The 26170-nt window shown below is 55.9% G+C and carries 15 protein-coding genes; 3 read left to right on the forward strand and 12 right to left on the reverse strand.

From position 1 onward, the window contains the following. The first annotated feature begins 281 nt into the window (after window positions 1-281). A complete protein-coding gene (locus DIR46_RS12785) occupies window positions 282-3971 on the forward strand; it encodes a hypothetical protein (RefSeq protein WP_162819504.1) in 3690 nt (1229 codons plus the stop codon). A gap of 116 nt (window positions 3972-4087) precedes the next feature. Here the strand turns inward: DIR46_RS12785 and DIR46_RS12790 are convergent, their stop codons facing one another. The 6 genes from DIR46_RS12790 to DIR46_RS12815 form a co-directional block, all read right to left on the reverse strand. Then, window positions 4088-4594, reverse strand: a complete 507-nt coding sequence (locus DIR46_RS12790; RefSeq protein WP_109345549.1) for a hypothetical protein — start codon at window positions 4592-4594, stop codon at window positions 4088-4090. Between the two features lie 76 nt (window positions 4595-4670). Then, window positions 4671-6191 carry a tyrosinase family protein gene (locus tag DIR46_RS12795; RefSeq protein ID WP_109345550.1) on the reverse strand — a complete coding sequence of 507 codons (1521 nt, stop codon included), beginning with the start codon at window positions 6189-6191 and terminating at the stop codon, window positions 4671-4673. A gap of 52 nt (window positions 6192-6243) precedes the next feature. Further along, on the reverse strand, window positions 6244-8397 hold the full coding sequence (locus DIR46_RS12800; protein ID WP_109345551.1) for a S8 family serine peptidase: 2154 nt from the start codon (window positions 8395-8397) through the stop codon (window positions 6244-6246). Further along, entirely contained in the window at window positions 8394-9287 is an 894-nt protein-coding gene (locus DIR46_RS12805) for a trypsin-like serine protease (protein WP_109345552.1), read from the reverse strand. The genes DIR46_RS12800 and DIR46_RS12805 overlap by 4 nt, the downstream gene beginning before the upstream one ends. A 13-nt stretch (window positions 9288-9300) precedes the next feature. After that, window positions 9301-10710 (reverse strand): hypothetical protein, encoded by a 1410-nt coding sequence (locus DIR46_RS12810; protein ID WP_162819505.1) that lies wholly within the window; start codon window positions 10708-10710, stop codon window positions 9301-9303. A gap of 1254 nt (window positions 10711-11964) precedes the next feature. After that, window positions 11965-12555 (reverse strand): recombinase family protein, encoded by a 591-nt coding sequence (locus DIR46_RS12815; protein ID WP_109345554.1) that lies wholly within the window; start codon window positions 12553-12555, stop codon window positions 11965-11967. Between the two features lie 274 nt (window positions 12556-12829). Between DIR46_RS12815 and DIR46_RS12820 the strand changes: the two genes are divergently transcribed. Beyond that, complete coding sequence (locus DIR46_RS12820) at window positions 12830-15217, forward strand: hypothetical protein (RefSeq protein ID WP_109345555.1); 2388 nt, start codon at window positions 12830-12832, stop codon at window positions 15215-15217. A gap of 291 nt (window positions 15218-15508) precedes the next feature. On the opposite strand, the gene DIR46_RS12825 is transcribed toward DIR46_RS12820, so the two are convergent. The 6 genes from DIR46_RS12825 to DIR46_RS12850 all read right to left on the reverse strand — a co-directional run bounded on the left by DIR46_RS12825 (window position 15509) and on the right by DIR46_RS12850 (window position 24675). Next, window positions 15509-18052 carry a S8 family peptidase gene (locus DIR46_RS12825; protein WP_109348015.1) on the reverse strand — a complete coding sequence of 848 codons (2544 nt, stop codon included), beginning with the start codon at window positions 18050-18052 and terminating at the stop codon, window positions 15509-15511. Between the two features lie 51 nt (window positions 18053-18103). Continuing rightward, window positions 18104-19102, reverse strand: a complete 999-nt coding sequence (locus DIR46_RS12830; RefSeq protein WP_109345556.1) for an AAA family ATPase — start codon at window positions 19100-19102, stop codon at window positions 18104-18106. A 320-nt stretch (window positions 19103-19422) separates the two neighbouring features. Further along, entirely contained in the window at window positions 19423-20004 is a 582-nt protein-coding gene (locus tag DIR46_RS12835; RefSeq protein WP_109345557.1) for a plasmid recombination protein, read from the reverse strand. Window positions 20005-20191: 187 nt separating this feature from the next. Then, window positions 20192-21169 carry an IS481 family transposase gene (locus tag DIR46_RS12840; RefSeq protein ID WP_109345558.1) on the reverse strand — a complete coding sequence of 326 codons (978 nt, stop codon included), beginning with the start codon at window positions 21167-21169 and terminating at the stop codon, window positions 20192-20194. Window positions 21170-21853: 684 nt separating this feature from the next. Next, window positions 21854-23182 carry a tyrosine-type recombinase/integrase gene (locus tag DIR46_RS12845; RefSeq protein WP_109345559.1) on the reverse strand — a complete coding sequence of 443 codons (1329 nt, stop codon included), beginning with the start codon at window positions 23180-23182 and terminating at the stop codon, window positions 21854-21856. A 281-nt stretch (window positions 23183-23463) separates the two neighbouring features. Further along, window positions 23464-24675 carry a cation:proton antiporter gene (locus DIR46_RS12850; RefSeq protein WP_109345560.1) on the reverse strand — a complete coding sequence of 404 codons (1212 nt, stop codon included), beginning with the start codon at window positions 24673-24675 and terminating at the stop codon, window positions 23464-23466. A gap of 236 nt (window positions 24676-24911) precedes the next feature. On the opposite strand from DIR46_RS12850, the gene DIR46_RS12855 reads away from it, so the two are divergent. After that, the gene (locus tag DIR46_RS12855) at window positions 24912-26168 is read left to right on the forward strand and encodes an ABC transporter substrate-binding protein (protein WP_109345561.1); all 1257 of its coding nucleotides are present in this window, start codon (window positions 24912-24914) and stop codon (window positions 26166-26168) included. Window positions 26169-26170: the final 2 nt, after the last annotated feature.

A 26170-nucleotide genomic window follows, 5' to 3' on the forward strand; every position in this document is an offset into this window, starting at 1 on the left:
AGATTCCTTGGGTCGGACCCGCCTGTCGTGACAGTCTGTGACCTTTGCAAGTCAGCAACCTGCTAACCTGTGCCGATCGGCTGAAAATGGCTAATTGCAGCCATTTAACTCTCCCAGGTAGCACCTGGGACCGAACGCCTGCGGCGAAGGCAAAACGCAAGGGATATATGGGAAAGAAGTCGCGCGAGAAGCGTGAACGTCGAGAGAGCGCTGACGGTAGGAATGCCTCAACGTCCCTACTTGAACAGATGCAGGACTTCCTTGGTAGATCAGAGCAACAGGTGCAGGTCGACCTGCACTTCCAGCGTGACGTAGCGGCTGTAGAGGCAGTTCTGCGCAGGTACGTGCGCTTTGATGCCGCTGTAGCAGTGGCCGTATCAGACCTTTGGCAGCCGAATGTGGCCAGTCCGATCAAGCACCTGTTTGCCTGGACAGTGCTCTTGGGTCTTCAAAGCGACTCGAACGACGCACAGGCAATCCAGACTTACGAAGACTTTGCCCTCTTTCTGACCGAGCTCTACGCGGCCTGGCCCGAGTTCCCGACGCTAGAGGACTGCCACATCGAAGCAGATTGGGGCCAAGTTCGTGCCCCCCTTGGTGATAGCTACGTGCCGATGTTCTACGGCAGTTGCATCGAGCGGCTTCCCGACTTTGTACAGGCATTCCGCATCACGCATGACGGCAACCAGGCAGCCCTGGCCGACATGGACTTCGCTATCGCTCTGCACGCTGACCTGATTGAGGCAGTTCCGAACCCGGCCGGCGCTGTACTCCCGGAGCCTAGTTACGGTCACGTGGAGGTGCCGCTCGAGAATTTCTGGACCTCGTGCCGTGTCGCGCTCCTAAGTACAGGCGCTAGGGTCGCCAAATGGCGAGCCAACGCAAGCGCCAAGCTGGTCGCTTCCATGGGCGCGTATAAGGCGCCACTGACTTGGGCGACGTTTGGGGATGCTGTCCTCACGGGCGGAGCCCTGCCGTTTCTGGGTGTAGCGCAAGGCGAAACGTGGGTTCCAATCTCGTTGCGGAGTGGGCCAGGGGTCATCATCGACCGCTGGGCTAAAGTTGGGACGCTAGGTGGCACCGCGCAAACCCATAAGGCTATCGGCCGCTATGTTGCCGCCCGGCTGCGGCATGTGATGGTCGGCCCGATGAAGCTACTGGTCAGCCGGCAAGAATTTCCCGCGCTGACTGTCAGCTGCACCATCACTGGAGGCTCACTGGTACATCTGTTCTGCACCTGCGACCATCGGTCACTTGCGGCCGCTGGCGCCGCGGCTTCCGCAGTCTATGCAGCTCTTCGCAGTGGGGGTGTTCTGCACCTGCGAATGGACGACGGACGGGGTTTAGCTTTCGGCCAAGGTGAGCAGAGCGGTCCCGGGGCTGACGATGTGCAGATCGTTATCGTCCTGACACAGTCCGGTACTGGTCTCAACATGCTTGACGCGCCTAAGCGGCCCACGAGGATCATCCCCTTGGCTGACTTGGTCAGCATCGTAGATGGCCTCGAGGACATACGGGAGCTTGAGCAGTTCTGGAGTTTTGCGGATACACAGCGGGGAACGCTATCGCCGTTTTCCCGCGCGCTTGCTGACCTCTTCGGCACGTTCAAGGATACGCACGGGGTGCTCGTAGAGGGAGCCATTAACCCGACGATGATTGCCCTAGATCCGCACTGGGGCAGCGGGTGGCGCTTCAATACCCTGACCGAGTTCTGGGCGTCGGCGCCGCCGCGTTTCCCGGACGGGTCGTCTGGATGGCACGTGAAGCGCACCGCCAAGGGGGTTGTTGAGCTTCGCTCGCGTCACCATACTGCGATGGCTTACTCCACCCAGGTCGGCTCCTGCACCGTCCAAGCAACGGTGACGGTGGAGCCCGGGCTGGAGGTCGAAGACGCTAAGATGGCGGACATGTTCGCGCAGATGGTCATCGACGCGCTTCATGAGTGTGCAGGCGATTTCCAGTTGGAAGCGCTATTTCAACGGCAGCAGCTGGTCTTCGCCTGCCGCCTCGCCGATCAGGGGCGTGTTGACCGAGAGCAGTCCCCGGCGCCTCTGGAGAGCTTCGAGAAAATAGTGCTGTCTGCCACCGGAAGCGTGGGGAACCCAGCTCGCGTTGAAATGAAGCTTCATGCAACCGCGATACAGGCTGGTCTGAATGGGGCACGAAACGCAGCCTTCGAGGCCCGCTGCCTTCAAGAAACATTCTTCGCCTGCACAGCGTCACTCGGCATTACTGCCCCGCAGAACCTCGTAACCCGATTGGCGGGCCTCGCGGCACGCCCCGCGCGGTACCATCTGCAGGTGCTGGAGCGGACGATAGACGTGCCCGACTTTGCTGACCCAGTCGTTCCGACACCAACAGAGTACAAGCTCGCGCGCAAGGCACTGGCCGTCGTGATGAAGGAAAGTGACCTAGAGCCTGGTCGCTACGAGCTGCACGAGGCAAAGGTGCGCATCGACACGGCTCGAGAACGCTTTCGCCTTCAACTCGAAAAGCGGCTTGCGCCGCTGGACAGGGAGATGCTGGCCATCGCCTGCGTCGAGCAGCACGACAGCTTACTTCTTGCCAGACGCATCCGCGAGACCCGAGTGCACCAGAGCCGCGCCCACCAAGTCGACTACAACCGCTTGGAAGCTCTTTCCGAAGCTCGGAAGGAGTTTGAAAGCACCGCTCGCAACTACCGGTACCTGCTGGAGAAGGCGGTCAGCTCTACCACGAGTGGGCAGGAGCGAATCACGCCGCAGCTCTTGCGAGAACTCATCGGACTGGTTGACTGGTACATGGTTCTTGCGGGGGCCAGCGACGTTCTGCACAACCAGGTTGACGTAAGCGGCGTGGACATCGACGACCAGTTCGTCCCGGAGGTCTTCTACTCCCAGACTTGGCAGGAACGAGAGGAAGAGTATGCGCACGAGTTGGCGAGAATCAGGCTAGGCGAGGGAATCAAAAACGACGACGCTGTGGAGGGGGCAGTCGCGGAGCTTCTGGTGAGCGAAAATCTCCAGAAGGCATTCAAGGCTGACGTGGGGTTCGAGCTACAGAAACTCCTGCAGGCCCTAACGGTTTTCACCCAGCCGGTGCGCCATGGCCTGGCGGACGACTTGGCTCTGTTTTATCTGGGGGAGCCAGACCACCTTGCCCATGCCATCGTGCAGGGTTTCGAGGAAATCACGCCGGCCGAGGCTACTGCAATCGTGTCGTTCCTGACGCTTTCGGGACCCAACATCAGGCGCTTGTCCGGCAAGACAATCGACGAAAGCGATGTCCCGTTCTGGGAGCACAGCAAGCGTCTTCATCGCTATGCCATCCGGCCTCTTGTCCCAGTCGGAAAGCAGGTCGTCTGGGGAGCCGAGAGCGCTAGTCGGTCTCAGCTGATATGGCTGTCAGCCGTTCGAGATGGCGTTCTTCCGGCTGACTTCCAGTGGCCAAACGTCCAAGCAGTCGTCAAGTCCATCAAGAAGCTCATTGAGGATGCGCTTGAGGTCCGCGCCGTGGAGATTCTCAAGCGCCACACCCCGTACGTTGAAGGCGGCGCGGATTTCTTCCGGCGGTTTCGCAAGGAGGGCTTCGCGGACGTCGGGGACTACGATGTGTTCGCCTACTGGCCAGCTACGAATACTGTCCTTTATGCGGAATGCAAATACAATCAAACGGCGCACTCAATAAAGGATTCCCGGCGGCTGAGAGACCGCATGTTCGGCATGAGTGACGCGGACAAAAACGGCCAATACAGCCGAATTCGCGGACGTCGAGAGTTTCTTGCCAAGAACCGAGACAAGATGTTTGACCTCTTAAAGTGGCCTAAGCCCGCGGAAGTGCCTCCCAGAGATGTGGAGGTTTATGTCAGCCGCGAGCTTCACTATTGGATGGTGCACACGCCGTATGAGGTTCCCACCAAGTTCATCCGAGTGGACGCATTGGATGCCTGGGTAAACGATGGAATGAGAACAGGGAAGTACGAGGCGAAGTGAATTGAGGAGCTCAAGCACTTTTGCACGCCTGAGGACGAGAATCATAGAAGATATCGGCTTGAGTAGGCAATAATTCCACAGGAACGCGGCGCGAGGCGCGATCCGCATGGATGAAGTCAGCCTTTCTGCCGTGCCTTGCCACGGCACCACAGGCTGATGCCTTGGATCGAAGGCGCGGCGTGCGAACCCGTTCGGTCCGCAGTTACGAACGTCACCCGCATCTCATCGTGCTGGCGCAGGCTGCCGATCCAGAGACCGGTGTCGCGGACCGGAAAGCTGAGATTACTTCGTCCCGTTCGGCCTTCGGGCCAGCCATAGAAGGTCAAGGTGCCGACCCGTACACCCCTCGGCTGACCGTCCTCCCCCAATCCGGTTTCGCCCAGAAAGATGTGAACGGGAGGCTCATCTTCGCTTTCAGCCCGCAAGCCGCTGATGACGAGCCACAGCGCCGTGCATCTCCGGATAGCTGCATGCGGGTCGCGCACCGTGGGACTGAGCGGCAACTGGAGGGTTCGGTCGAGGCCGGCCTCGCCCTTCCATTCGCCGATCCGCTCGGTTTTGCGCTCGGCTGCGGCAACCTGGGCGGCGACAGACATGATCAGGACGACAATTGCGACTTTCATGGGACCCTCCACGTGTCGGGAAATCCAAAATACCATGGAAGCGCGGGCGAGAACCGAAGATCGCGCAACGGCCTGCTCAGCTGCCCGACACCAGAATTTGGCGGATTCTTGGCTTGGCGTCTTTGGCCCCGCCCGAAAGTGGTACGAAGGTGACATACGGCGCCAGTCCCGATTGGCTGAGCTGTTGTTTAAGTGCCTTACTAAGTTGAAAACTGACGGAACGCCCGGCCGCGCCTGCGGCAGCGCTTCCCTCATCCTGGCCGCCACCGTGGCCTGCACTGTGGCCACCGCCATGCGCGTCGCCCTGGCCGGAATGCGCCGACTCCGCGCCGAAGAAGTTGATCGTGCCAACATAGCTCGGCGCGCTGCGCCGCTTGGTGACGGACGACATGGCGGCCAAGTGCACATCATAAGCCGGCGCCCCGCGGTCGGCCGACAGACCCTCCATCTTCAGGTAGGCCGGCTTCTCCGGGTCGATTTTCAGCGGCGCGGCAACCAGCGTGGGACGATCCCCCACTTGGGTTGCGCCGGATTCAAGCTTGACCTGGCGCGTCGCCGTGGACAGGTTAATGTCGCGAGCGCTGGCGCGGGCCACTGCGCGGTTGGTCACCAGCAACGGCTTGGTTGCGGGGATCGGATCCGCGCCAATGTAGAAGTCGTACTGGTAGTCCTGCATCTGCACCGCTTCGCCTGCCTTGCGGCGCAGCGGCTCGCCGGTTGGACCTGCGAAAGTGAATTCTTCGTTCAGGAACTGCGGGTCCGTGGGATTGACGCCGCCTGCCCTGTTCCAGCTCGCCCAAGCCCGGTCGATATTGCAGTGATGGACCCAGAAGATGGGGTCGTCGGCTGCCCACGCCACCCTACCCATGCCGATCCGGTTGCCCACGTTCGTGTGCACGGCCCCATGCAAGGTGCCGTCGATATTCGCGCAGAATCCGGCGTCCTCCTCGGATTCGTTGTAGTCGACCGACTTCATGAAGTCCAGGGATAGCGGGGCGCGGCTGCCGGCCGGCTGGTCGATCGGCTGTCCCTGGTTCACTCCGGGATTGCGGTTGGGCCGGAACAGGTGCTTTAAGATTGGGTGCTTGGGTGACCGGAATGCTTCCGGCAAGGCGCGTCGGCTGAGATCGGGGTCCGTATAGTCCCAATATGGCAGGGCAAAATCGGCCCGGCCACTCACCACCCGCACGATGTCCTCGAAGGCCAGCAGGTACAGACGGTGCCAGGGCAGGAAGAAGGGTTCGCGGCGGGCGTCCAGATGGGCCTCGCAGGTATTCCACATGAGCTTGGCGAGCTCGCGGTGGGTGCCGTTGGCGCTGTAGATGCGCTGCAGTTCGGCATCCTTCGTGCGGTCGCCGCGGACCATGTGGGTGTACCACTGGAAGGTCCAGGAACGCGGATCGCCTTCAGGGTACTTGGACGAGTCCATCATCGCGCCGACGGCCTTCGCATAGATTATCAGCATCTCCCGTCCGGCGGCGGTATGCAATGCCGGGCGCGTGACCACCCGCGCCTGGGCCTTCGCGGCGGGCATCAGGGCGGCCAGGGCGCATCCGGCCGATCCGTTCAGGAAGGTGCGGCGGTGTGCGTCAAACATGGGGAGTGTCCTCGTGATAAAAGGGGAAATGGGATCGGTAGAAGGGATGGGATCAGCGGCTGGCCCGGATCAGGACCTCGATCTTGTCGAGCGGCACGTCGTGGACCTTGCCGTCAGCCTCCACAAACGTGATGCGGCTGTCCGACACCGGACAGTACTGAGGCTCGACTAGCGACCCATCCATTCCCTTCGGCAGGACACGCAGCTGTGTGACGCCGCCCTCGATGCGCGTGCGCAGCGAGAACAGCCTGGCTGGCTCGAGCACCCGGTCATCGGCACAGGCCTTGAAGTCGTCGAACGGATCGAAGTGCCATTTGCCGTACAGGTCGGCCGACGCGCCGCGTACGCGCAGCACGTCTTCGTAGACGCGCAGGGCCCGCTCGACGTTGAGAACGATGCCGCCGAAGCGCGTATAGCCCTGGGCCGCCGGGACGTGATCGGCCGACGCGATGATGCGCGCCTTCACGTCCGACATCTTTCGCACACCCAGCGCATGAACGGCCGCGGCAGTGAACGACACCAGCGGTGCCGCCAGGGACGTTCCATGAAGCCATTGAGTTGGACTGCTGTCCCACTGGAACGGGATGCGGCAGCCCGGCGCCAGCAGGTCGACCCGGTCAGGACTAAAATTCGTGAACCGGGCCGGCGCACCGTTGGGCCCGCTGGCGCCCACCGCGATAAGCCAGGACGCCGGGACCTCAGCTCCGCTGTACGAAGCGGGATAGGTTAGCTTGCCAAGGACGATGTCCTTCCCATCGTTTCCGGCGGCGACAACAGTTAGGACATTCCCCTGCGCGGCTTCGCGTAAACCCTTGGCCAGCAAGGTCGTCGACTGTACGTTCGTGGTACCCACGCTGAGGTTGATCACGCGCGGCTTCGGATGGGAAGGAACTTCCCCTATCGACTTAGCCAGCGTCGCATCATCGACCAGAACCGTGTCCTGCACCCTCATGAAGACCTTGGCCATGCTCAGCTTGACCAGCTGGTACACATCGGGGTAAGCGCTGCGCAATGCGTAGCCGCCAAGGGCGACGTCGGCGACCTGGGTTCCGTGCATGGCGTATTTGTCGTTCTTCTCCGGCTCCACGTCGCCACTCTCGCGCACGCCAAAACCGTAGTAATCGCCCCAGAGGCCATTTTGGTCGCTGTCGACCAGCGGGCTGGCCTTCTCCGCGGCGTTTACGGCCAGCGCCTGCATGGGAAAATACGAGGATAGGCCGCGTGCGCCGGTGTCGACCACGCGCACCACTGCTGGCAAGAGCGCAAGGCCCTGCTTCGCGGCCGCTGCGCGGCTAGACTCGATAGCGGCAATCACAGCGGTCTGATTGATCGGCCAATCGGGCGTGAGCGTGCTGCCCGCAGGGTCGCAAGACGTGCCGCTCAGCACCGGGGCATCCTCAGCCAGCGGCTTGATCAATTCCATGCCGCCACCTTCATGCGCGCTAGTAAAGACTTGAGGACCCTCGGGCTGCACCCGGAAGCCAGCTACGCCCTTGAGCGAGCCAGCTGACTTGATGACCTTCAGGCCATTGAATGCGCCGCCCAGGTTGGCAGAATGGCGGCTCATGTACCGCTTCTGCAGTTCCCGCAGACGCTTGAGCGCGTCTTCTGACTTGATGCCCGGCTTGAGAATAATCGTGCTGGGCAGGACCTTCCACGGCAATGAAACGGCACGGTTCGGATCCAACGGCTTGTCAAGCCCAGCCTGCTCGCCGCCGTTACGCACCGCGACCTTCTCCACCGCCATTACATTGCAGTCGGAACGGCGGTCGTTCGGTTCGCAGGGCGACACCTGGGCTCCTGGCTCTACCCCGAGGTGGCGCTTCAGGAAGGCCTGCCAGTCTTCGCCAGGCAAGGGCTGCGCCACTACATTGGTATCGATCTGTACGCACGCGGGCAGGCGCAGTTTGCGGTCTTCCTTGGCGGGTCCGAATATAAAGCCCGGGTTGTCGCGGATGGCCAGCTGGTAGTAATCGTTGGTGTACGAACCACCGCAATGCGCACGCAACAGGCGTAGCGGGTCCTCACCACCCGGGACGGTGCGCTCGGCCAGTGCGCCGAGGTCTGCCAGCAGCCATTGTGCGTCGGCGGGAAGCGGGCCGGCCGGCATGATGGTGATGATCTGCGGAGTGGCCGGCATAGTATTGGCCGAGGCGGCCACCGGCAGGGCGAGCGAAACCAGGAGTGCGGTCCGGCGCATGATCATGGGCGGGCGGGACGGCAATTGGGTACCAGCGGGTCGATGCCGCAGACCGGCTGTTTGGCTTCAGCCAGCCAGTTCGTGATGAACTTCTGAGCCTTGCTGGACGAAAGAGACGTTAGGTACGACACCTTGTAGGTATCCAGTTTGGGGTTGGCCTGGACCGCCGAAACGACCGCGACGACACCACGCTTTCCGTTCTTGACCCGATAGACCGCGCCGCCGCTGTCACCCCGGCATACAAAAGCAGTGTTGGCGCTGGTGCCGGGTTTTGTCGCGAGATAGCCGGGCCCCCAGGTCAGGCCGCCCGGCGGCACATCCACAAAAAAGGATCCCACCCAAAACTCCGGCGGCTTTGCGACTGTCATTGTCTCGAGGTCCGTGCAGCCGTAACCGCCCGCGATCAGTTCATCGTGCCGTGCCACGGCCAGGTTCAAGGCGACCCACTCATATTCCAAGTGCGGCTCTATGACTTCCTTATCCATCAGGCACAGGGCCAGGTCGTGGCTGGGTTCAACGAGTGACCACGTGGATTCACGCTTGCATTTCCCTCCGTATGCCGCGCCACTAGGCAACGTGATGCTGATCCGTTTGTCGTGGCCGACGCAATGCGCCGCGGTCAACAGTACACGCGGCCCAATCAGTGTCGCAGTACAGGTGCCGCCGTCGAATCTGGCCACGAAAGACGCCGGCCACAGCTTGGTGTTGACGCGTTGGGCGTTGCCCATCTTGGGTATCGCACCTGAATCCTGTGTCAAGCTTGCGACAGAAACGAACTCTAATGTGCCATCGTTGGTGCTGAATTCCAAATCCTGAGCTGCGGCTGTTGAACCGTAGGTGCAGGCCAGGAGAGACGCGCATCCAAGCCAGCGGCGGATCAAGCGCGAACGTGCCATATCGCTTCCCCTTTTATTGGCACGTTCCGACGACGATGCCGTCAACGTCTTTCACATCCTTCTGCGCGTCGAGGCAGGCTTTAATGGCCTTGTTAAGCTCAGCCACGTCCTTCGCTTGGTTCAGCTGGCGATCGGCGGCGCGCTCGGCCGCGTCGTCGATCAGCTTCTGGCGTGCCTCTCGGTGAGCCGTGTAGGCGTCCAGGTTGGTATTGAGGGTGCCCGCAGCCTTATCCACGAGAGCGCTATCCTTGAAGCCGATTTTGTCTAGCGAACCATCAGCGCCGAGCGACACGTTCAGGGTCTGCTCTGCGAAGACACGGTTTTTTAGCGGCACGATGACGTAATCACCAAGCTGCGGCACGATGACCCGGACAGGAGTGAGCAGCGAGGTGTCGTCCTCGCTGTTGCCCATGCACGTGTTCTGGCAAGCGCGCACCACGCCGTAGGCGGGCTGGCGAACGACGAAACCCGGAAAGCTGCCGTTGTCGGTGGGATCAGACACCAAAGGAACGTCGGTGCGGACCTGGACGACCGTACGCAGAGTCGGCAGTTGGTGGTAGACCTTGGTACCTTCGTTCTCTGTTAGAGCGTCGAGGAGTTTGAGCCCTTCCTCCGTGAGCCATTTACCGCTCTCCACCTGGGGGGGATATATGGCGATACTGACGCCGTCCGTGTCAAGGTCCTTCTTGGTTGGCGTCCATCGGCGGATGACGCGTGCGCGCAATTTCTGGCGTGCGGCCTCGAGCGCAGGATCCTCTCCCTTCTTCTCGGCCGCCGCTGTTTGAGTCCCTCCAGCATCCGCCTGCGCAGGCTTGGCCATGTTGTCTGCTTTCCGCGAAACGGCTGGCTGTGCGGCCACACCTGGCACTTGCGCCGTTTTAGCCGCCTTGCCTAGCTCCTCTTTGGCTGCAGCCTGCGCGTTAGCCTTAGCCTTAGCCTCTGCCTTCGCCTTCGCCTTCGCCAGCATTTGGAGGGCCTCGATCACATGGTCTGTACAGACCTTTGGCGGGGCAAGCGCGTCCCTTGCCATGGCAAGCATCCCGCCCTGCAGCCCCGCAATGCGAAGAACCGTGCCGACCGCCCCGGTAAGGGCCGGCCCCGTCTTATCACTAATGGTTGTCGACACGCTCTTCAAGGTCGATCCCGGATGGGATTCGACGGAAAACTCGGTATCCTTGAACACGTTTCGCAACGATTCATAAGGCACCACAAAGCGTTCACCGCGCGTGGTCTCCGCCGTAATGGCCACCTTCTTAGCGACGTCGAAAAAAACTTGCCCGTCTTTATTGGTCTCACAACGCTCGATTTCGTAATCCACTGTCACGACCAAAGTCGTGGCCGGCAGCGTGTACGGCACGCCTTCGATGACGCCGCCAGTGTGGCGCCGCACCTCGAGCTGGGTGCAACCGGACAGCAGGAGCATGGGGAGAAAGAACAGTACCGAAGCTTGCCGACGGTTTAGCATGATTAGGACTGGAATTTAAAGTGTGGTGAATGTTCTTCCTTAACCATAGTTACAAAACTTTACCAAAAAGTCACTCTTTTATTTCCATAAAGGTTGTTGTTGCGCAAACACGACGGGATCTCTATGAGCAGGAGTGAATCGCCACGAGTTTCCTAGACACTCGCGAGCCGCTGGAAATACTGCTTTGATCCGCTTGGATTCCATGGACACTTTGAACCTGAGGATCTGGTCGATGAGCGTAGGCTTCCACTGGTAGCTCAAATCTCGGGTGCCCAAGTACACGACTCGCGTTTCCTCGTCCCGTTGGTAGAGTCAATCTCGGCAAGGAAAAGGGCTGTCTGGCCATGCCCGCAAACGTCAAGATAAGTTGAATGCTGACCGAGCCTATGCTTCGAGAGCCCATCGGGCTTGGCTTCGCAGTCGAGGCATCGCGCTCGTATCGCGCGCTACGATGTAGAGTCGCGCGAAAGGCTTGGACAGTGGCGTTGGGCCGTCGAGCGAACCTTGTGTTGGCTACACCGCCCCGTAGATTGCGCATCCGGTACGAACGGCGAGCAGACATTCATCAGGCATTCCTGTCGCTTGCCTGCTCGATCATCTGTTGGCGGTATGTCGAGAGGTTTTGTTAGGCGCTCTTAATGAGTAAGCGACGATCTTGCACTAACCGTCGCGCTAACTAGCGCTCACTAACTTTGAAGATGCAATCTTTCTGAATCGTCCCGAATTCTGAGCTGCTCCATTGCTCAGGGGAATAGAGTCATGAAGACGCAACTCAAGTATTCGCCCGAAGTCATCCAACGCGCCGTGTGCATGGTCAGCGAGACCGCCAACGAGTACAGCTCGCAGTGGACTGCGATCGAATCCATCGCAGACTAAATCGGCTGCGTACCTGAAACGGTGCGTCGCTGGGTATGCCAGTAAGGGTGACGTTTGTGCTACAACGCTTGGCATTACCAAGGGCAGCAACGAACCACGTGCAGCGCTCGATAGCTTTTCGCCAGTACTTGTAATGTACTGCGGCCGCCAACTCGGACCAGTGCGCGCGCCCGCGTGAGGGCGATTACCGAAGTGGCACTGGCATCCCGCTGCGGCGCAGGCATACAAGCTGTCTTATACAGCGGATCTGGGGCAAGAATGGGGATGTCGAGGATTTGCTAGATCAGCTTGAGACGGTTGTAGAGCAAAGCCGCACACACACACCCTAAAGAAACCTCAAGTAGGAACATCTGCAGTATTGGCCGGCTTTACTATCCGCATGACGCTAGCCCTAGAAATACCAAAGGTGCGCGCCAGGGCGCTGATCGAAGCGCCGGCCTGGTGTTGTCTCGCCATTGCAGAGCGCTGCTCGTCGGTAGTGCTGGCTGGGCGCCCCAGCGTCTTCCCTTCTGCTTTTGCCCGGGCCAAGCCAGACTGGGTTCGCTCAACCAGCAGGTCGCGCTCCATTTCAGCCACAGCCGCGAGCATAGTTAGCATCAACTTGCCCGCAGCGCTGGTAAGGTCCAGCTTCCCTAGTTGCAGGACGATGACCTGGATGCGGCGCGCTGTTAGGGCCTTGATCGTGGCGCCGACGTCCTGAGCATCACGGCCAAGGCGATCCAGCTTTGTCACTACTAGGGTCTCATCGTCTCGGATCTGTCCGAGCATCTTGGCGAACTGCGGACGCAGTAGCGCTGAGACCTTCCCCGACACGCCCTCGTCAGCATACCAGTAATTAACCTCATAGCCGGCCGTCTCAATCTCACGTCGCTGATTCTCTGTCGTCTGTTCTTTGGTGCTGACTCGCCCATAGCCAAAAATTGCCATCTTCCCATCTCTCCGTTATGCAACAGTGCTCGATCCTGTTCAATAACGCTAATTTTACATTTGAACATGCTCAAAAATCAAACCCCTATTTTATGGACATCTCAGCATGGGATCGTTGTACCATGTTCAAAAACGGTCGTTTCCGAACAGTATAAGCCTCAGACATTCACCCTTGGCGTCCAAGGTCGGTCAATATGATGGCCGACTGTGTCTTGCTTCGGGTAAACTATAACTGGCCGTTCCCCTGCTATTATTGAAAATTATTATCAAAATTGTGAACCTCTATACCGACCTGCAGAACGCGAGAAGCGAAGAAGATGTCAAAGATGCCTATATCAAAGCTCTTGGCTTGAAAGGCTATACGAAAGGTTTAATCGATATCCAAACCAAGGAGATTTGGTTCGAGGCAAAAGATACTGGCAAACATTCTAGCTATGAAATGTTCACCCAGCTATTGCATTACGTTCAGGTTTCAATGGATCGTGGCGAAACAGTTCCGCCGTTACTTGCAGTAATCGATACTGAAAAAGCAGCGTTAATGAAAAGCGTTGACGTACTGCCATTCTTAAAGAGAAAAACGGTAAAGTGGGGAAAGTCTGCAAGTCAATACACCCAGGAGGCCTTAGACGAAATTTCTGCGCACATTGGCACGCACTTCGTTTCCTTCAAGATTTCGACCCATGAAGAAGAATTCATCAGCACAGTTAAAGCGGCTATTAAGTGTGGCGACATAATTAGGACCCAGATTACGCCCGATAACCTAAAGCAGGTTTTCGACAAATGGGTTTCAATGATTGGACGCGAAATTTCTGGTGTGGACGATGAGCAATATGCACTTCTATTCTTTGCAGACATCATGCACGACGGCACAGTATCTACTCATAACAATCTGCCGGCAGAGCTACTGCACAAAAACGGATCACCGATTTTTAGCCTAAACGGAAAAATGTTTGAGCTAGGCAATAAGGACGGCTATAGACGGTTCTGGGCAATTTATCATAGACCGCCAAATGTCAGCTACCGCGATTACATGCTTGAACGTCGTGACAATCTTATTCCGGTAAATGAGCGTATTTTTAAAGGCGCGTATTACACTCCGCTCAAAGTCGTTGATAAGGCCTATGATAAGCTCGTCGAAACACTCGGCAAAGACTGGCAAAAAGAATATATTGTATGGGATATGTGCTGTGGGGTTGGAAACTTAGAGGTCAAGCACAGTAATCATCGAAATATTTATATGTCAACCTTGGATCAAGCAGACATTGATATGATGAAAGCTACAAAAACATGTGTTTCTGCTCATCGTTTTCAATACGATTATCTAAACGACGACATTGATGAGAACGGAAAAATTAATTATGACCTCACGAATAAGATTCCACAATCCTTAAGATTGGCAATTGCACAAGGGAAGAAAATCCTTATTTTAATTAATCCGCCTTACGCAGAAGCAGGTAGTGCAGACACCGTGACGGGAGGAGAACATAAAACTTCTGTAGCGACAACAAGGATGTCCCGATCAATGCCTGATTACGGATATGCTACTCGTGAGCTGTTCACACAATTTCTAGCACGAATTGCTCAAGAAATGCCTACAGCAACTCTCGCTATTTTCAGCAAGATTAAGTACGTCAATGCTCCAAATTTTGAACAGTTTAGAAAACTATGGAATGCTAATTACCTCGGCGGTTTCGTCGTTCATAGCAAATCGTTTGACGGTTTGAAAGGGGATTTTCCCATTGGTTTTCTTATCTGGAAAACTGACCAAAATGGTCCTAAGACCCCTATTACTGAAATTTCCGCTGAAGTCCTTGATAAAAACGCCCTTCCAAGAGGAGAAAAGAAATTTTACAATTTACCAAACTCAACTTTTCTGAGCGAATGGATTGTTCGTCCTAGAGGCAATGGGAAAGACTGCGTGCCTTTAAAAAACGCTATAACACCGGCAACAGTCACGAAAGATCTACGCGGAACAAAATGGGCGGAAAAAGGCATAGGCAGTATGTTATGCAATAGCAATATGCTTCAAAATGCTGGAAAATTGACAGCACTGTTCTCATCAGGCTTTGGCAGTGCTGGTGCATTTTTTGTTACTGAAGAAAATGTTGACAAGGCAGCAGTTGTTTTTGCGGTCCGACGATTAATAAAGCAAACATGGTTGAATGACCGCGATCAGTTTTTGCAGCCGGTAGAACCACTCGGTGATGAGTTCATTAATGATTGTTTAATCTGGATGCTTTTCAATGGAAGCAATCTGACTGCTGGCGCAGATGATTTAGAGTGGAACGGAAAGAAATGGTCTCTTACTAATCACTTCATTCCATTTTCAGAAGACGAAGTTGGTGCACCTGATAGATTCGAGTCCGATTTTATGAAAGAACATTTATCTAAAAAGATACTGTCAGATGAAGCACTATCGGTTCTTGAGTCCGGCAGGATACTTTGGGAAGCCTACTTCGCATACACTGACGTTCGTAACGTTAGGGATAAATTCAAATTAAATCGGCCAGACGTTGGTTGGCATCAAGTGCGAAATGCCCTTGTGGAACGCGGCGCCAGTGGCGACACTCAAGCAGTCTCATTTAGTACTTTCGAGAGCAACTATACGGTGTTGAGTGAGAAATTGCGGCCGCAAGTTTTTACTTTAGGTTTTTTAAGGTAAATCTCTCCCGTGGTAGGGATGCACGGGAGCTGCACTGGTCATCTCCTGTGAATCGCGCCTAGGGAAGCACTGATTTATTCGGGCGCGCTGGAATCGGTCACAAAAAATGTGCCCAGCAAGGCGCAAACCACAGCGATACCGCGTGGTATCGCGAGGATTTGAAACGCCGCTGGGCGCATTTTCTCGTGGCCGAAGCCGCCGCTATGAATAAATCAGTGCTTCCCTAGGATACTTGTCTGATTGTGGTCAAAATCGTAGGTTTTTTTAAGTGACTCAAAGGGTTAAGCTCAGCTAACCAAGTAAAACTTCTACTTCTTTCGCCTCTATGGCCACATCGATCTCCGCGCATAAATCAATGTCATGTCCGGGCGCCGATATTGAGATTACCAGTGCATACCTTGCTTTGTCGGTTACGCGCTTCTGGCCTGTATGTGATTTCCACCATCCCCCAACTGGATAGACTGCGATTGCATCATGTCCAGCAAGGTCAATCGCTCTTCCTCGCCAAAGATCGCAATGAAGTGACCCTGCCTGTATCGCTTTTGGCCCCAGCAACCAGTAGCTTGTCTCGTCGTCCATTTCACCAGAATCTTTGGACTGACTTGCAGTGAGCCTGCTGCGAAAACGCAAATCCGATTCGCCTCTTTTTTTCATATCGAAGCGCAGCCCGAAGGAACGATACGTATCAGGACGGGTCGCGGCCTTTCCTGTCAAATTAGGCTCCACAAAATATGAGAGAGTCACTTTCATCGTCACAATCTCATTTTCAAGCTTTTCTAATGCTCGACGCGGCCAAGGCAGATCGTAAAAATGCATCTCATTGAAAACGCCGGACTTTCCATCTGCGCCAAGTGCAAACGGCTGAATTTCCGACTGCGCGATTAAAGTAGCGTCGTTCTGAGCTGAAAAGATCGCGCGCTCTATGTCAGGTACGCCATACCCATATTCACGAAGTAACTGCTGTTTCTTACTCTTGCTTCCACCTTTCCAATGGGCCCCGGTCCCGACGAAATTTTTACGTATCGGCTCTGGCCAACGAGCTGAATCGACAATTAGTGCACGGTGAGTTTCCGGCCACAAAGTAGGAAGTGCTGCCTGCAAACGCCCCACAAAGTTACCAGCAACCCCAGTCGCGGCGCTCGTTGCCCAAAAAGGTACAAGCGGCTCTGCGACCACGTCCGATCCTGTTGCTAGAAGCGACATCGACGGATCCCACCCACAGAAACCTCCTTCATCCGACGCCATGTTCCCGGCTTCAAATAAGACCTCTGGCTTTATTGGTGTCAGATCATTAGGAAGAGCCTGTGACCCACGGCTAAATGGGCTACGGTGGTTAGCTGGCACGGCAGAGTATAGTGAAGCCGGGCCCGCTGGTGGCTGTTCTTTGCGAGTGAACCCACCGATCGTTAAAGCATTCCAACTTTGTGAAGGATCTTCTAGTGACTGCAGAGGTAAAACGTCTAGGGCCAAACCTCCAGAAACATTTCCTGTAGCAACCAACAGCAACCGCTTCGGACGCTGTCGCGCCGGGACATTTTCGCTAATATCGCCCACCATGCTGCCGGAGGCGATTTGATCAAGCGCCCCGCTCCACGTTGATGGCCGATTAGGAGGAAAGTCCGTTGTCGAGGTCGCGAGACAGAAAGTACGTAGGGCCTCTGGTCTTTCCAACTCAACTAAAGCTACCGCACCCTGCGTAACGATGCCGTAGTTAGGTGGTTTAGTCGGTGGGAATCCACGTGGCGGCAACAGTTTGACTGACTCCGCGCCATGAGTCAGCGTCACTGACCGGGTATCATTCATGAGCGGCTCAAGGTCACCATATAGGACGAGCCCAGCAAGCGGAGTACCGTGACCTCCGCCAGGATAATGATCGTCAGCTCCCCATGCTTGATCATACGCCCAAGCACCTTGCAGACCAGGTGCAATCAGCGGATGCGCTGCAGCAATGCCCGTATCAAGGATACAAACGACCGGGGCACCGTCAGGCGGAGAAGCAACACGTCCCGCAAGTTCGGCAACCCAATCGTGCTGGGAAAGCCCGCTTTCCCCACGGTCGAGGATTGGCTCGATAGTGCCGGTAGCACGGCGGATCTCCGTTATTGAGCCTGGCACCTTCGTCGCAAATGAAATCAAAGCCTTCGCAGCAGCATGGACGAAGATTACTGCAGTGTCAGGGAATAAAAGCCGCTCGGAGTGAACATCAAGATTCGCATTCTTTGCCGCATCGACCAACCGATCTGCCGAAATGACTGGTTGACGCACCCAGATCTCCCACCACAGAATTTCTGGGGAATCAAAAGCTATGTCCATAGTGAACAATGAGCGGGCATCTGCCGCGCGGACATTCTCAACAACCTCAAAACGCTCTAAGTCTGGTCGGCGGACACCACTCGGATTCTTTCCATATTCAGCGATTCGCTTCCGCAGATATTCCCTTGCCGCGTCAGGAATGAATAGCAATGCACTTTCAGAACAATCATCGTTCCGTTTTGAACGTAATACCGTTATATCTTGGGTGGGGAAATCTAAAGCTGCTGGGATCTTAGTTGCTTTACTGCGGGAACCTTCAGCAGGAGGACAAGTCGTTACTTCAACAATTGTTCCTGCCTTGAGACCCCTAATTGCTAGGCGACCGTCACTTGTTGGAGCTGGAAGAGGTCCTAGCGCTGTTCTAAGTTCACTGAGTAAATGAGCTGCATGTGCAGCATAGTCACCACGAAGTGGCTTACGTTTCCGGTCTCGCGATGGGACTACATATGCCGACTCATCTCTAAAAAGATCAATCGAAATATGAGGACGGTTTCTCTTATTAAAATTGTTAGACTCCGCCATAAGCTCCTTAAGAAGTTTACTTTTTCGGTTTACGCAAATTACCTAAACCGCTCAGCGCCGAAACTTGCTTTTTAGTGTTTGCCGATTCTCCAGGGCTTCGCGAAGGGCTGTTGGTGAAACTTTGGAGGCGCCCTCAAGAATAGCATCCTTTACAACGGCGTCAGCTGCTCTCACTAGCTCTCCTGGGCTCAAACCTTCGAGCGTTGGCGCCATGGCGCCCCAAGATTTAGCTGTGAACTTAAATTTTCCAAGTCTACGCTCTAGAATAGCTCTAACAGCATCGACATCAGGAAGGTTATATTCGATTAGCTCATCAAAACGCCGAGCCAAAGCTTCATCCAATATCGACACATGATTTGTTGCAGCGAGCACAACACTATCAGTAGAGTTGGGCTCCTCCATAAATGAGAGAACTGAATTCAGCACACGGCGGATTTCGCCAACGTCGTTAGAATCCCCTCTGCGAGCACCAATAGCATCAAACTCATCAAGTAGGTAGACGCCTCTCGTCTGAGAAATTTGATCAAAAAGCAGACGTAGCTTTCCAGCTGTCTCGCCGAAGAATCTACTAAATAGCGATTCTAATCGGACAGTGAATAACGGTAGGCGAAGTTCTCCAGCAATAGCTGATGCAGTCATCGTCTTCCCTGTACCAGGTGGCCCAACAAGCAGCAGATGAGAAGTTGGTGTTTGACCGTGCTCACGCAAAATAAGTCGTTGTTGCTGCTGTCGAACCACACGCGATAGCCGTTTGGATACCTCATCCGACAATACCATGTCAGATAGACTAATTCTTGGATATGTACTTTCAACCAATCCTTGAAGTTCACCTCTTGGACGGGCCAATGGGATCGGGGTTTGTCCTCCTGGACTTCCTATACTCGGACGTTGATCTCGAGCTTTTTGAACAAGCCGCTTAAGTTTATCTGCGTCATCTGGTCTACCCTGACGCGCCTCTTGCGCGGCTATCTGCAATGCAATCGACAGAAGTTGTTCCTCATCTCCATCGATATGAGAATTAAGGAGTGCGAGAACTTGTTTAGCTGACATTATCGCGTCCTCGAATAGTTGTAGTCAGAAGATTGCATTTGCAGCAACTTACTGTAAAGCACCCATGAAGAGGCATAACCTCTGCGCCGCGTCGATAGAACCGAGCAGCCACTGAACCGGCAGCCTGGCACTTTTGTGAACCTATCATCATAACATCCAGTATAGCGTGGGGACAGATAGCATCAAAGTACAACCTTGAATGCCTCATCATCCTGCAGCATCACTGAGACTGTTGCATTTATGCAACCCCAGTCTACAGTCATAGTGGAAAGTTCAACACTACGACAGCAGCATGCTGCCGGCCTGTTTCAAACATTCAGTCAGGCGACAAATGGGGTGCCTTGGCCGAACATTGAAGCGAACTTGACCTGACTGCGCGCTCCACCGAAGACCACTCCTAAGCTTTCAGCCAAAGGCAATGGATCTTCTCGAAAAGGCTTTAAAATGGTCTCGATCTGTTTTCCAGTCAGCCAGCGGCCTTCCGACAAGAAATCAGCGCAGCGCTGCAACAGGCCTTTACGCTGAGCAGATGCCAGCTTAACTCTCGATCGGCGCCGCCTGAGACCGTATTTTCTTCCTACGACTTCATAGAATGAGTCCAGTCGAGCCACCATTACTGATTTATTGCCATAAACTTTTTTCGCAGTAAGCACCCCTTTAAATAAAGGAATTAAGAGAACATGGCAATGTGGGTGGCCTTGATCAAGATGTATTACCGAACTCAATATCGGAACATTGAACTCTGCCTCAGCCCAGCTCGTGCAATCATCAAAATATTTAATAATATCTTCGTTCTCACTAGGTAATGAAGTAAAAACAAGTTCAATTCCCCAAACCGCATCTTTTCTTAACTGCTTACCACCTGTGTCGGCAGACCGGACAATTTCGTCCGCGTCTAGCATTGCTGCCGCCGCACTAGATTGACCGCGCAAAATAATATTTTTTTTGTTTTATGAGAGTCAATGTTCCCATAAGTCCCTCGCTCAGCTACAAGCTCACGAAGATTATGCCTCAAGGCAACTTCCAAATGAAAACGGCCATATGGCATGTCGCTCTGACCTGAGTAACTACGATCATTAAGTTTCTTACTTAGGTGTCGAGTCCCGTCTGATCGTAGACGCGTTTGACGAATAGATCAGGTTTGCGTTTCTGCCAATTCTTGAGCGCCTGAATCGGTGTCGTTGAGCCGATAGCTCGCTGCGGGATATGGTGGTTGTAAAGCTTGAGGTAATTGTGCAATGTGGTCTCCAGATCGGCCCTGCTATCGAAGCGGGTCTGCGCGATCAGCTCACTGATCCTGCCATTGAAGCGTTCCACCATGCCGTTAGTTTGCGGGTGGCGCGGAGGCGCCAGGCGATGCTCGACTTCCATGCTGCCACATGCCTTGTCGAAGGCGTGATTGCCGCTGGGCTTCTTGTCTTTGGTGGCAAAGCGGTCGGTAAATTGCGAGCCGTTGTCGGTCAGTATCTTGGTGATCTTGATCGGCGATGCGAGCTTCAAACGGCGCAGGAAATCGACGCTACTACGTTCAGTCATATCGTTGTAAATATGCAGAAAAACCCAGCGCGTCGCGCGGTCAATGGCAACAAACAGGTAGCGGCGTGAGGTTTCGTCAGGCATCTGTGGCAGGTACTTGATATCGACGTGCAGGAAGCCTGGCTCATAGTCCTTGAAGGTCTTCTTGGCCTTGATCGTTTCGCCTTCAGCTTGAGGGATCACGTCCTCCAGTCGTGCCATGCCTTCGCGTTTGAGCAGTCGCGCAATGCCTGAACGGGAGACCTCGGGATTGATGTATTGCCGGGTGATGTAGAGCAGGTCGTCGAGCGGTAAGTAAAGCGTCTGGCGCAGGGACAGCACGACCAGTTCCTGGGCTGCGCTCAGGGTCGTATGCAGGGTGTGAGCACGATGCGAGCGGTCTTGCACGTCGTCCCGCTTGAGCCATTTGGCAGCGGTGGCCCGAGTGATATTGAACACCTTGGCCGCTTGACGGTCGGACAGGCCGGAATCCTTGATCTCCTGACGGATTTTTGGCGTGGTGCGGGCTTGCGGGTGAATGCGTGAACTCATGCTCGATATGGTGATGTTCTGCGAGGGGCTGACGAACGATGCGGGAAGCCAGCAATTATCTCATCGAGCACGGCCTTTGCACGGAACAAGGCCATGCTGCGACGGGGAACATGATCACACGAAACTAAACACTTAGGAATGCGCAGGTATTCTCCTTTGAACTTGCCTTACTGAGGCCATTTATAGCAATTTCTGCTGGCGTTTTGGACGAGCTGCTCATTAACTAACACCCGAAATTAATGCATCAACATCTCGCACTCGCCATAGATTTCGGTTGCCTAGCTTGATTGGAACAATGCCGAAAAAATGCCCCTTTTCTGAGAGGCTCTTTCTGATGGTTTGATCCGCGCGCCGAACAAGCCGAGCTAGTTCAGAGGTAAGGATGAATTCGCTACCGTTTGCGAACGCCGCGAGGGCATGAGAGTTGGTCGTAGTCGTATTAGTCGCCATAAGTGCTACCCATGTAAGGTTGCGCCGACGTGAGGGGTTCCCGTTGATGCGCAAGGCGATCAGGACTGTATGGCTGAACTTCAGAAAACTTGGATTTCTTTGTTGCGAGAATACAACAACCATTCCATGCTGCCTTAAAAGCACCAGAATGGGTGTTGATGTACTGCCAGAGACGTTCCGGTCAGTGAAGTCTACACAAGTATAGACTTCATCTAAGCCACGCTTTGACGAAGACTAGGCTGCCGCTACATCAGCGCCGTTTGGATTCTGCTTGCTACTTTGACAACTGATGCCAGCCTCGCAAAGTATCCACTCCTCGATCTTGACGTGCCATAGTGAGAGCAGGTCCAAATGACGTCGGATGTAGCTTTGCTCTCGAACTCCTTTCGGAGCATGCCCTTGAATTTCGCCAGCTATTCCTTCAGGAGTACCAACCCACTCACTAAGTGTTGCAAACGATCGTCGAAGACCGTGCAGAGTAAGGTGAGGCAAGCCTGCAGACGCTAACGCTTCGTTATGAGCGATCCGAGGTTCTGCAATATGACCCAATGCTGACGCTAGACTCGAAAACACCCACTGGTTCCGGCGCGGTAGCTGAAGAAGCAGCGATGCAACATATGGTGTCAGAGGAATTTCTCGCTTACCTTCGATCTTGTCCTTCAAAATCATGCGGCCACCCCACGCGAAGCTAACGTCGTCCCACCTCAGCTGGGCTAATTCCTCGCGCCGCGCACCTGTAAGCAGTAGACACTGTAAATAAGCAGCGAAGACAGGATTTCCAATCTTCCGTACTGCATCGAACCAAGGCTTCAACATCGCTTTTTGAAGTACGTCATTGCGCCTCTTTGGCTTCCCCAGACTCTCTCGAATACGCGTGCTCCTCGTAGGATTATCTGGAACGATGCTCGAATAAGTCTTGTGCGTGCCGCACCAGTTCATACATGCCTTAAGCAAGCGATAGGCTAGCCTAGCACTAGATGGGCGGATTTTGGCCTCAGCCCGAGCCCAAGCTTCAATTCGTTCAGTAGTCAACGCTATGAGCGGGACACGAGAAAGTGAAAAAAGCGGGCCGGGCTCGGTCAACTTCGGGCTACGGAGACGTCGTTCACCTCCGGCCTGAATGAGCTTACGATGTGCAGCGATGTGATGATCAGACCAGCCGTTCTCTCGGCTCGCGATTCGATCGGCAACATAGTCTGCCCAGATATCGCCAAGAGTGACCGATTCTCGTAATGCCTTTGCGTCGGCTGCGGTTCGTGCAGCTTCCTGCGTTGCTTGCTGCTGAGCTTTGACCTGACGCGGATCCTGCCCTCTGTCGACGATGACCTTCAGTTGTCTTGCCTCAGCCTGGGCTTCGTCGATACGCCACGTATCCACTGAACCTATGGTCATGCGCAGCGCCTCGTTGTTGAGCTTCGCCTGGAAGATGTACGACTTAGCTCCTGTAGCAGTGACCCTTAGTCCTAAGCCCGGCGCCTCTGTATCCCATAAGAACGACTGGCTCTTGCCAGACTCACATTGGAACTCCCGAATCCGGCCAATCGTAAACTTCGTTCTTGCCATTAGTCCCCCTCATATCGTTGGCATCTCATGTAACCGCCATGTAACCCGAATGGCAGTATACCGATCAACGCTCATCAATACAAGAATGCCAACAAATATTCCTAAGTCTATGATTTAACTAAACTTTCCTGATCTATAGATATACTAGTCAACGCTCATCCACATCAGGTTTAGGCGATTTGTAATCATCAGGTGGCGGGTTCGAGTCCTGCAGTCGGCACCAGTCATTCAGCAAAAAGCCCAGTCCTCGGACTGGGCTTTTTGTTTGGCTCGGCCCCTTCCTACCTGGCTTTCAATACCAGCTCGACGCCGCGCCGCAGCTTCGGATAAACGACCGGAATCGTCAACATGGTGCTGCCGATCGCCATCAACAGCAGCGCCGTAAAGGTCTCGCTGGTAATTACGCCCTTGTCCAGCAGGATATTGGCGAAAATGATCATGATCAGCGCCTTGGTCTGCAGCAGCCAGCCGATGATCGAGGCTTCTTCCCTGCCCCAGCCAAGCACGCGGCCGGCGATCCGCACGCCCACCAGCTTGCCCGCCACCGAGGCCGCCAGCAGCACCGCCGCCGCGACGAACACCGCCGCACCGCCGACCGCCCAGTTGGTACGCAGGCCGGTACTCAGGAAGAACACAGGCATCAATACCAGCAACACATTATGGCGCAGGAAATCGAGCTTTTCCTGGTCGAACCAGTCCGCATCCATCACGGCGCCGGCCAGGAAAGCCCCGACCATATAGTGCAGTCCGGCCCAGTCGGCGGTAAAGCCGCACACGATCAGCCACACGAGCATCGCGAACCAGCAGTCGCGCTCGGGGATGCTCACCATCATGCGGCGAAACAGCCTGGTGGCGATGATGAAGACCACGAAGAATCCCAGTTGCCGCCCCACCCGCTCCCAGTCGAGCAGGATCAGCGCCAGCACGCCCCAGATCGCGATGTCGTCCAGGCTCGCGTAACGCAGGATGCGCTGACCCAGCGGCTGGCGCAGGATGTCCAGTTTTTCCATCAGCAGGATCAGGATCGGCAGCGCGGTCACCGCGCACGCCATGCCCACCCCCAGCACGAATTGCCAGCTCTGCGCCTGCGGGCCGATCCAGCCGGCGTAGCCGAGCATCCCTGCGGCGGCGATCCCGCCGAACGCCAGCGGCACGCCCAGCGCCAGTCCGGCGGTGATGCTGCTTTCGCGCCGGTGCTCCCAGGCCTTCTTCAAGTCCAGCTCGATCCCCGCCAGCATCACGAACAGCATGACCGCCCACCAGGCGATCCCATTCAGGCACCCGATGACCTGCGGGTTGAATACAAAGCTGTAGTACTCTGGATACGCCTTGCCCAGCACGCCAGGTCCCAGCAATACACCGGTGATGATTTGCACGACCACCAGTGGCGCCCAGTAATCGGTATTGCCGAGCCGCCAAATCAGATAGGGCACGGCGAAGATCAGCAACATCGCGATCAGGAAGATTTCGGTGGTGCCCATTGGACCGTGCATGGCTGTCTCCTTGTCTTGTGCGAAAACCCGTCGGCGCGGGCTCGAATATCCGGCGAGTATCGGCGTAAATATCGGTTCTTGGCAACTTGCAACCTGAAAAAATTCTGAAGATTCGTGTCAAAATTACATATTGCAAGATTTGTTTGACCGAGAATTAACCCGATGCTATAGTCGGACCAAGCCAATGGTAACGTTTCCAAACGTGCCAAAAAATAATGGCATTGAACGGAGACACGATGGTCACACCCCGCATCACGGCGGCAGCCCGCGCACGGCTGTGCGCTGCTGCCTACGCGCTTGGACTGGCCGTCGTGCCGGCCCAGGCCGCCGCGCCGAAAGCGGAAGTCATTCACTGGTGGACCTCCGGCGGGGAATCGAGCGCCGTCAAGCAGGTCGCCCAGGCCTACCGCGCCGCCGGCGGCGTGTGGATCGACAGTGCCATCGCCGGCGGCGACCAGTCGCGCGCCGTCACCATCAACCGCATCATCGGCGGCAATCCGCCGACCGCCGCCCAGTTCAACACGTCCAAGCAGTTCACCGACGTCATCGAGCAGGACATGCTCAACAACGTCGACCTGGTCGCCAAGGCCCAGGACTGGGACCGCATCCTGCCCGAGCCGCTGATCGACGTGATCAAGCACGATGGCCACTACTACGCGGTGCCGCTCAACATCCACATGCAGACCTGGATCTGGTACTCGAAGGCCGCCTTCCAGAAGGCCGGCATCGACAAGGAGCCGGCCAGCATCGACGAACTGTTCGCCGCGCTCGACAAGCTCAAGGCAGCCGGCCTGGTGCCGCTGGCCCACGGCGGCCAGTCGTGGCAGGAGACCGTGCTGTTCTCGGCCCTGCTGGCCAATATCGGCGGGCGCGAGCTGTACCTGAAAGTGATCCGCGACCGCGACCAGGCCACCATCCTCTCACCGCAGTTTCGTACTGTGCTGCTCGCCTTCAAGCGCATGAAGTCCTATGTCGATCCAGGCTCGCCCGGCCGCAACTGGAACGACGCCACCGCGATGCTCATCGCTGGCCGTGCCGGCTTCCAGGTGATGGGCGACTGGGCCAAGGGCGAGTTCACCAACGCCGGCCAGCTGCCCGGCCAGCACTACGGCTGCATCCCCGGCCTCAAGCCCGACACACCCTACCTGATGCAGGGCGACGTGTTCGTCTTCCCGCGCACGAACAAGGCCGATGCGATCAAGGCCCAGCAACTGCTGGCCAACGTCGTGTCGCAGCCCGGGCTGCAAGTCGCGTTCAGTAAGCTGAAAGGCTCGATCCCGGTGCGTCTGGATGCCGATGCGTCGCAGCTCGACCTGTGCGCGCAGAAGGGCATCGAGATCGTCAAGGACCGCAGCCGCCAGCTGGGCGTCACCGAGGTCTACCTGACCCCGGACCAGAACGGCGCCATGCAGGACATCCTGACCGCCTATTGGAATATGGACATGAATGTCGACCGGGTCCAGCGCAGCATCGCCAACGCCCTCAAATACTGACG

Source organism: Massilia oculi, from assembly GCF_003143515.1.
GTDB classification, from domain to species: Bacteria; Pseudomonadota; Gammaproteobacteria; order Burkholderiales; family Burkholderiaceae_D; genus Telluria; species Telluria oculi.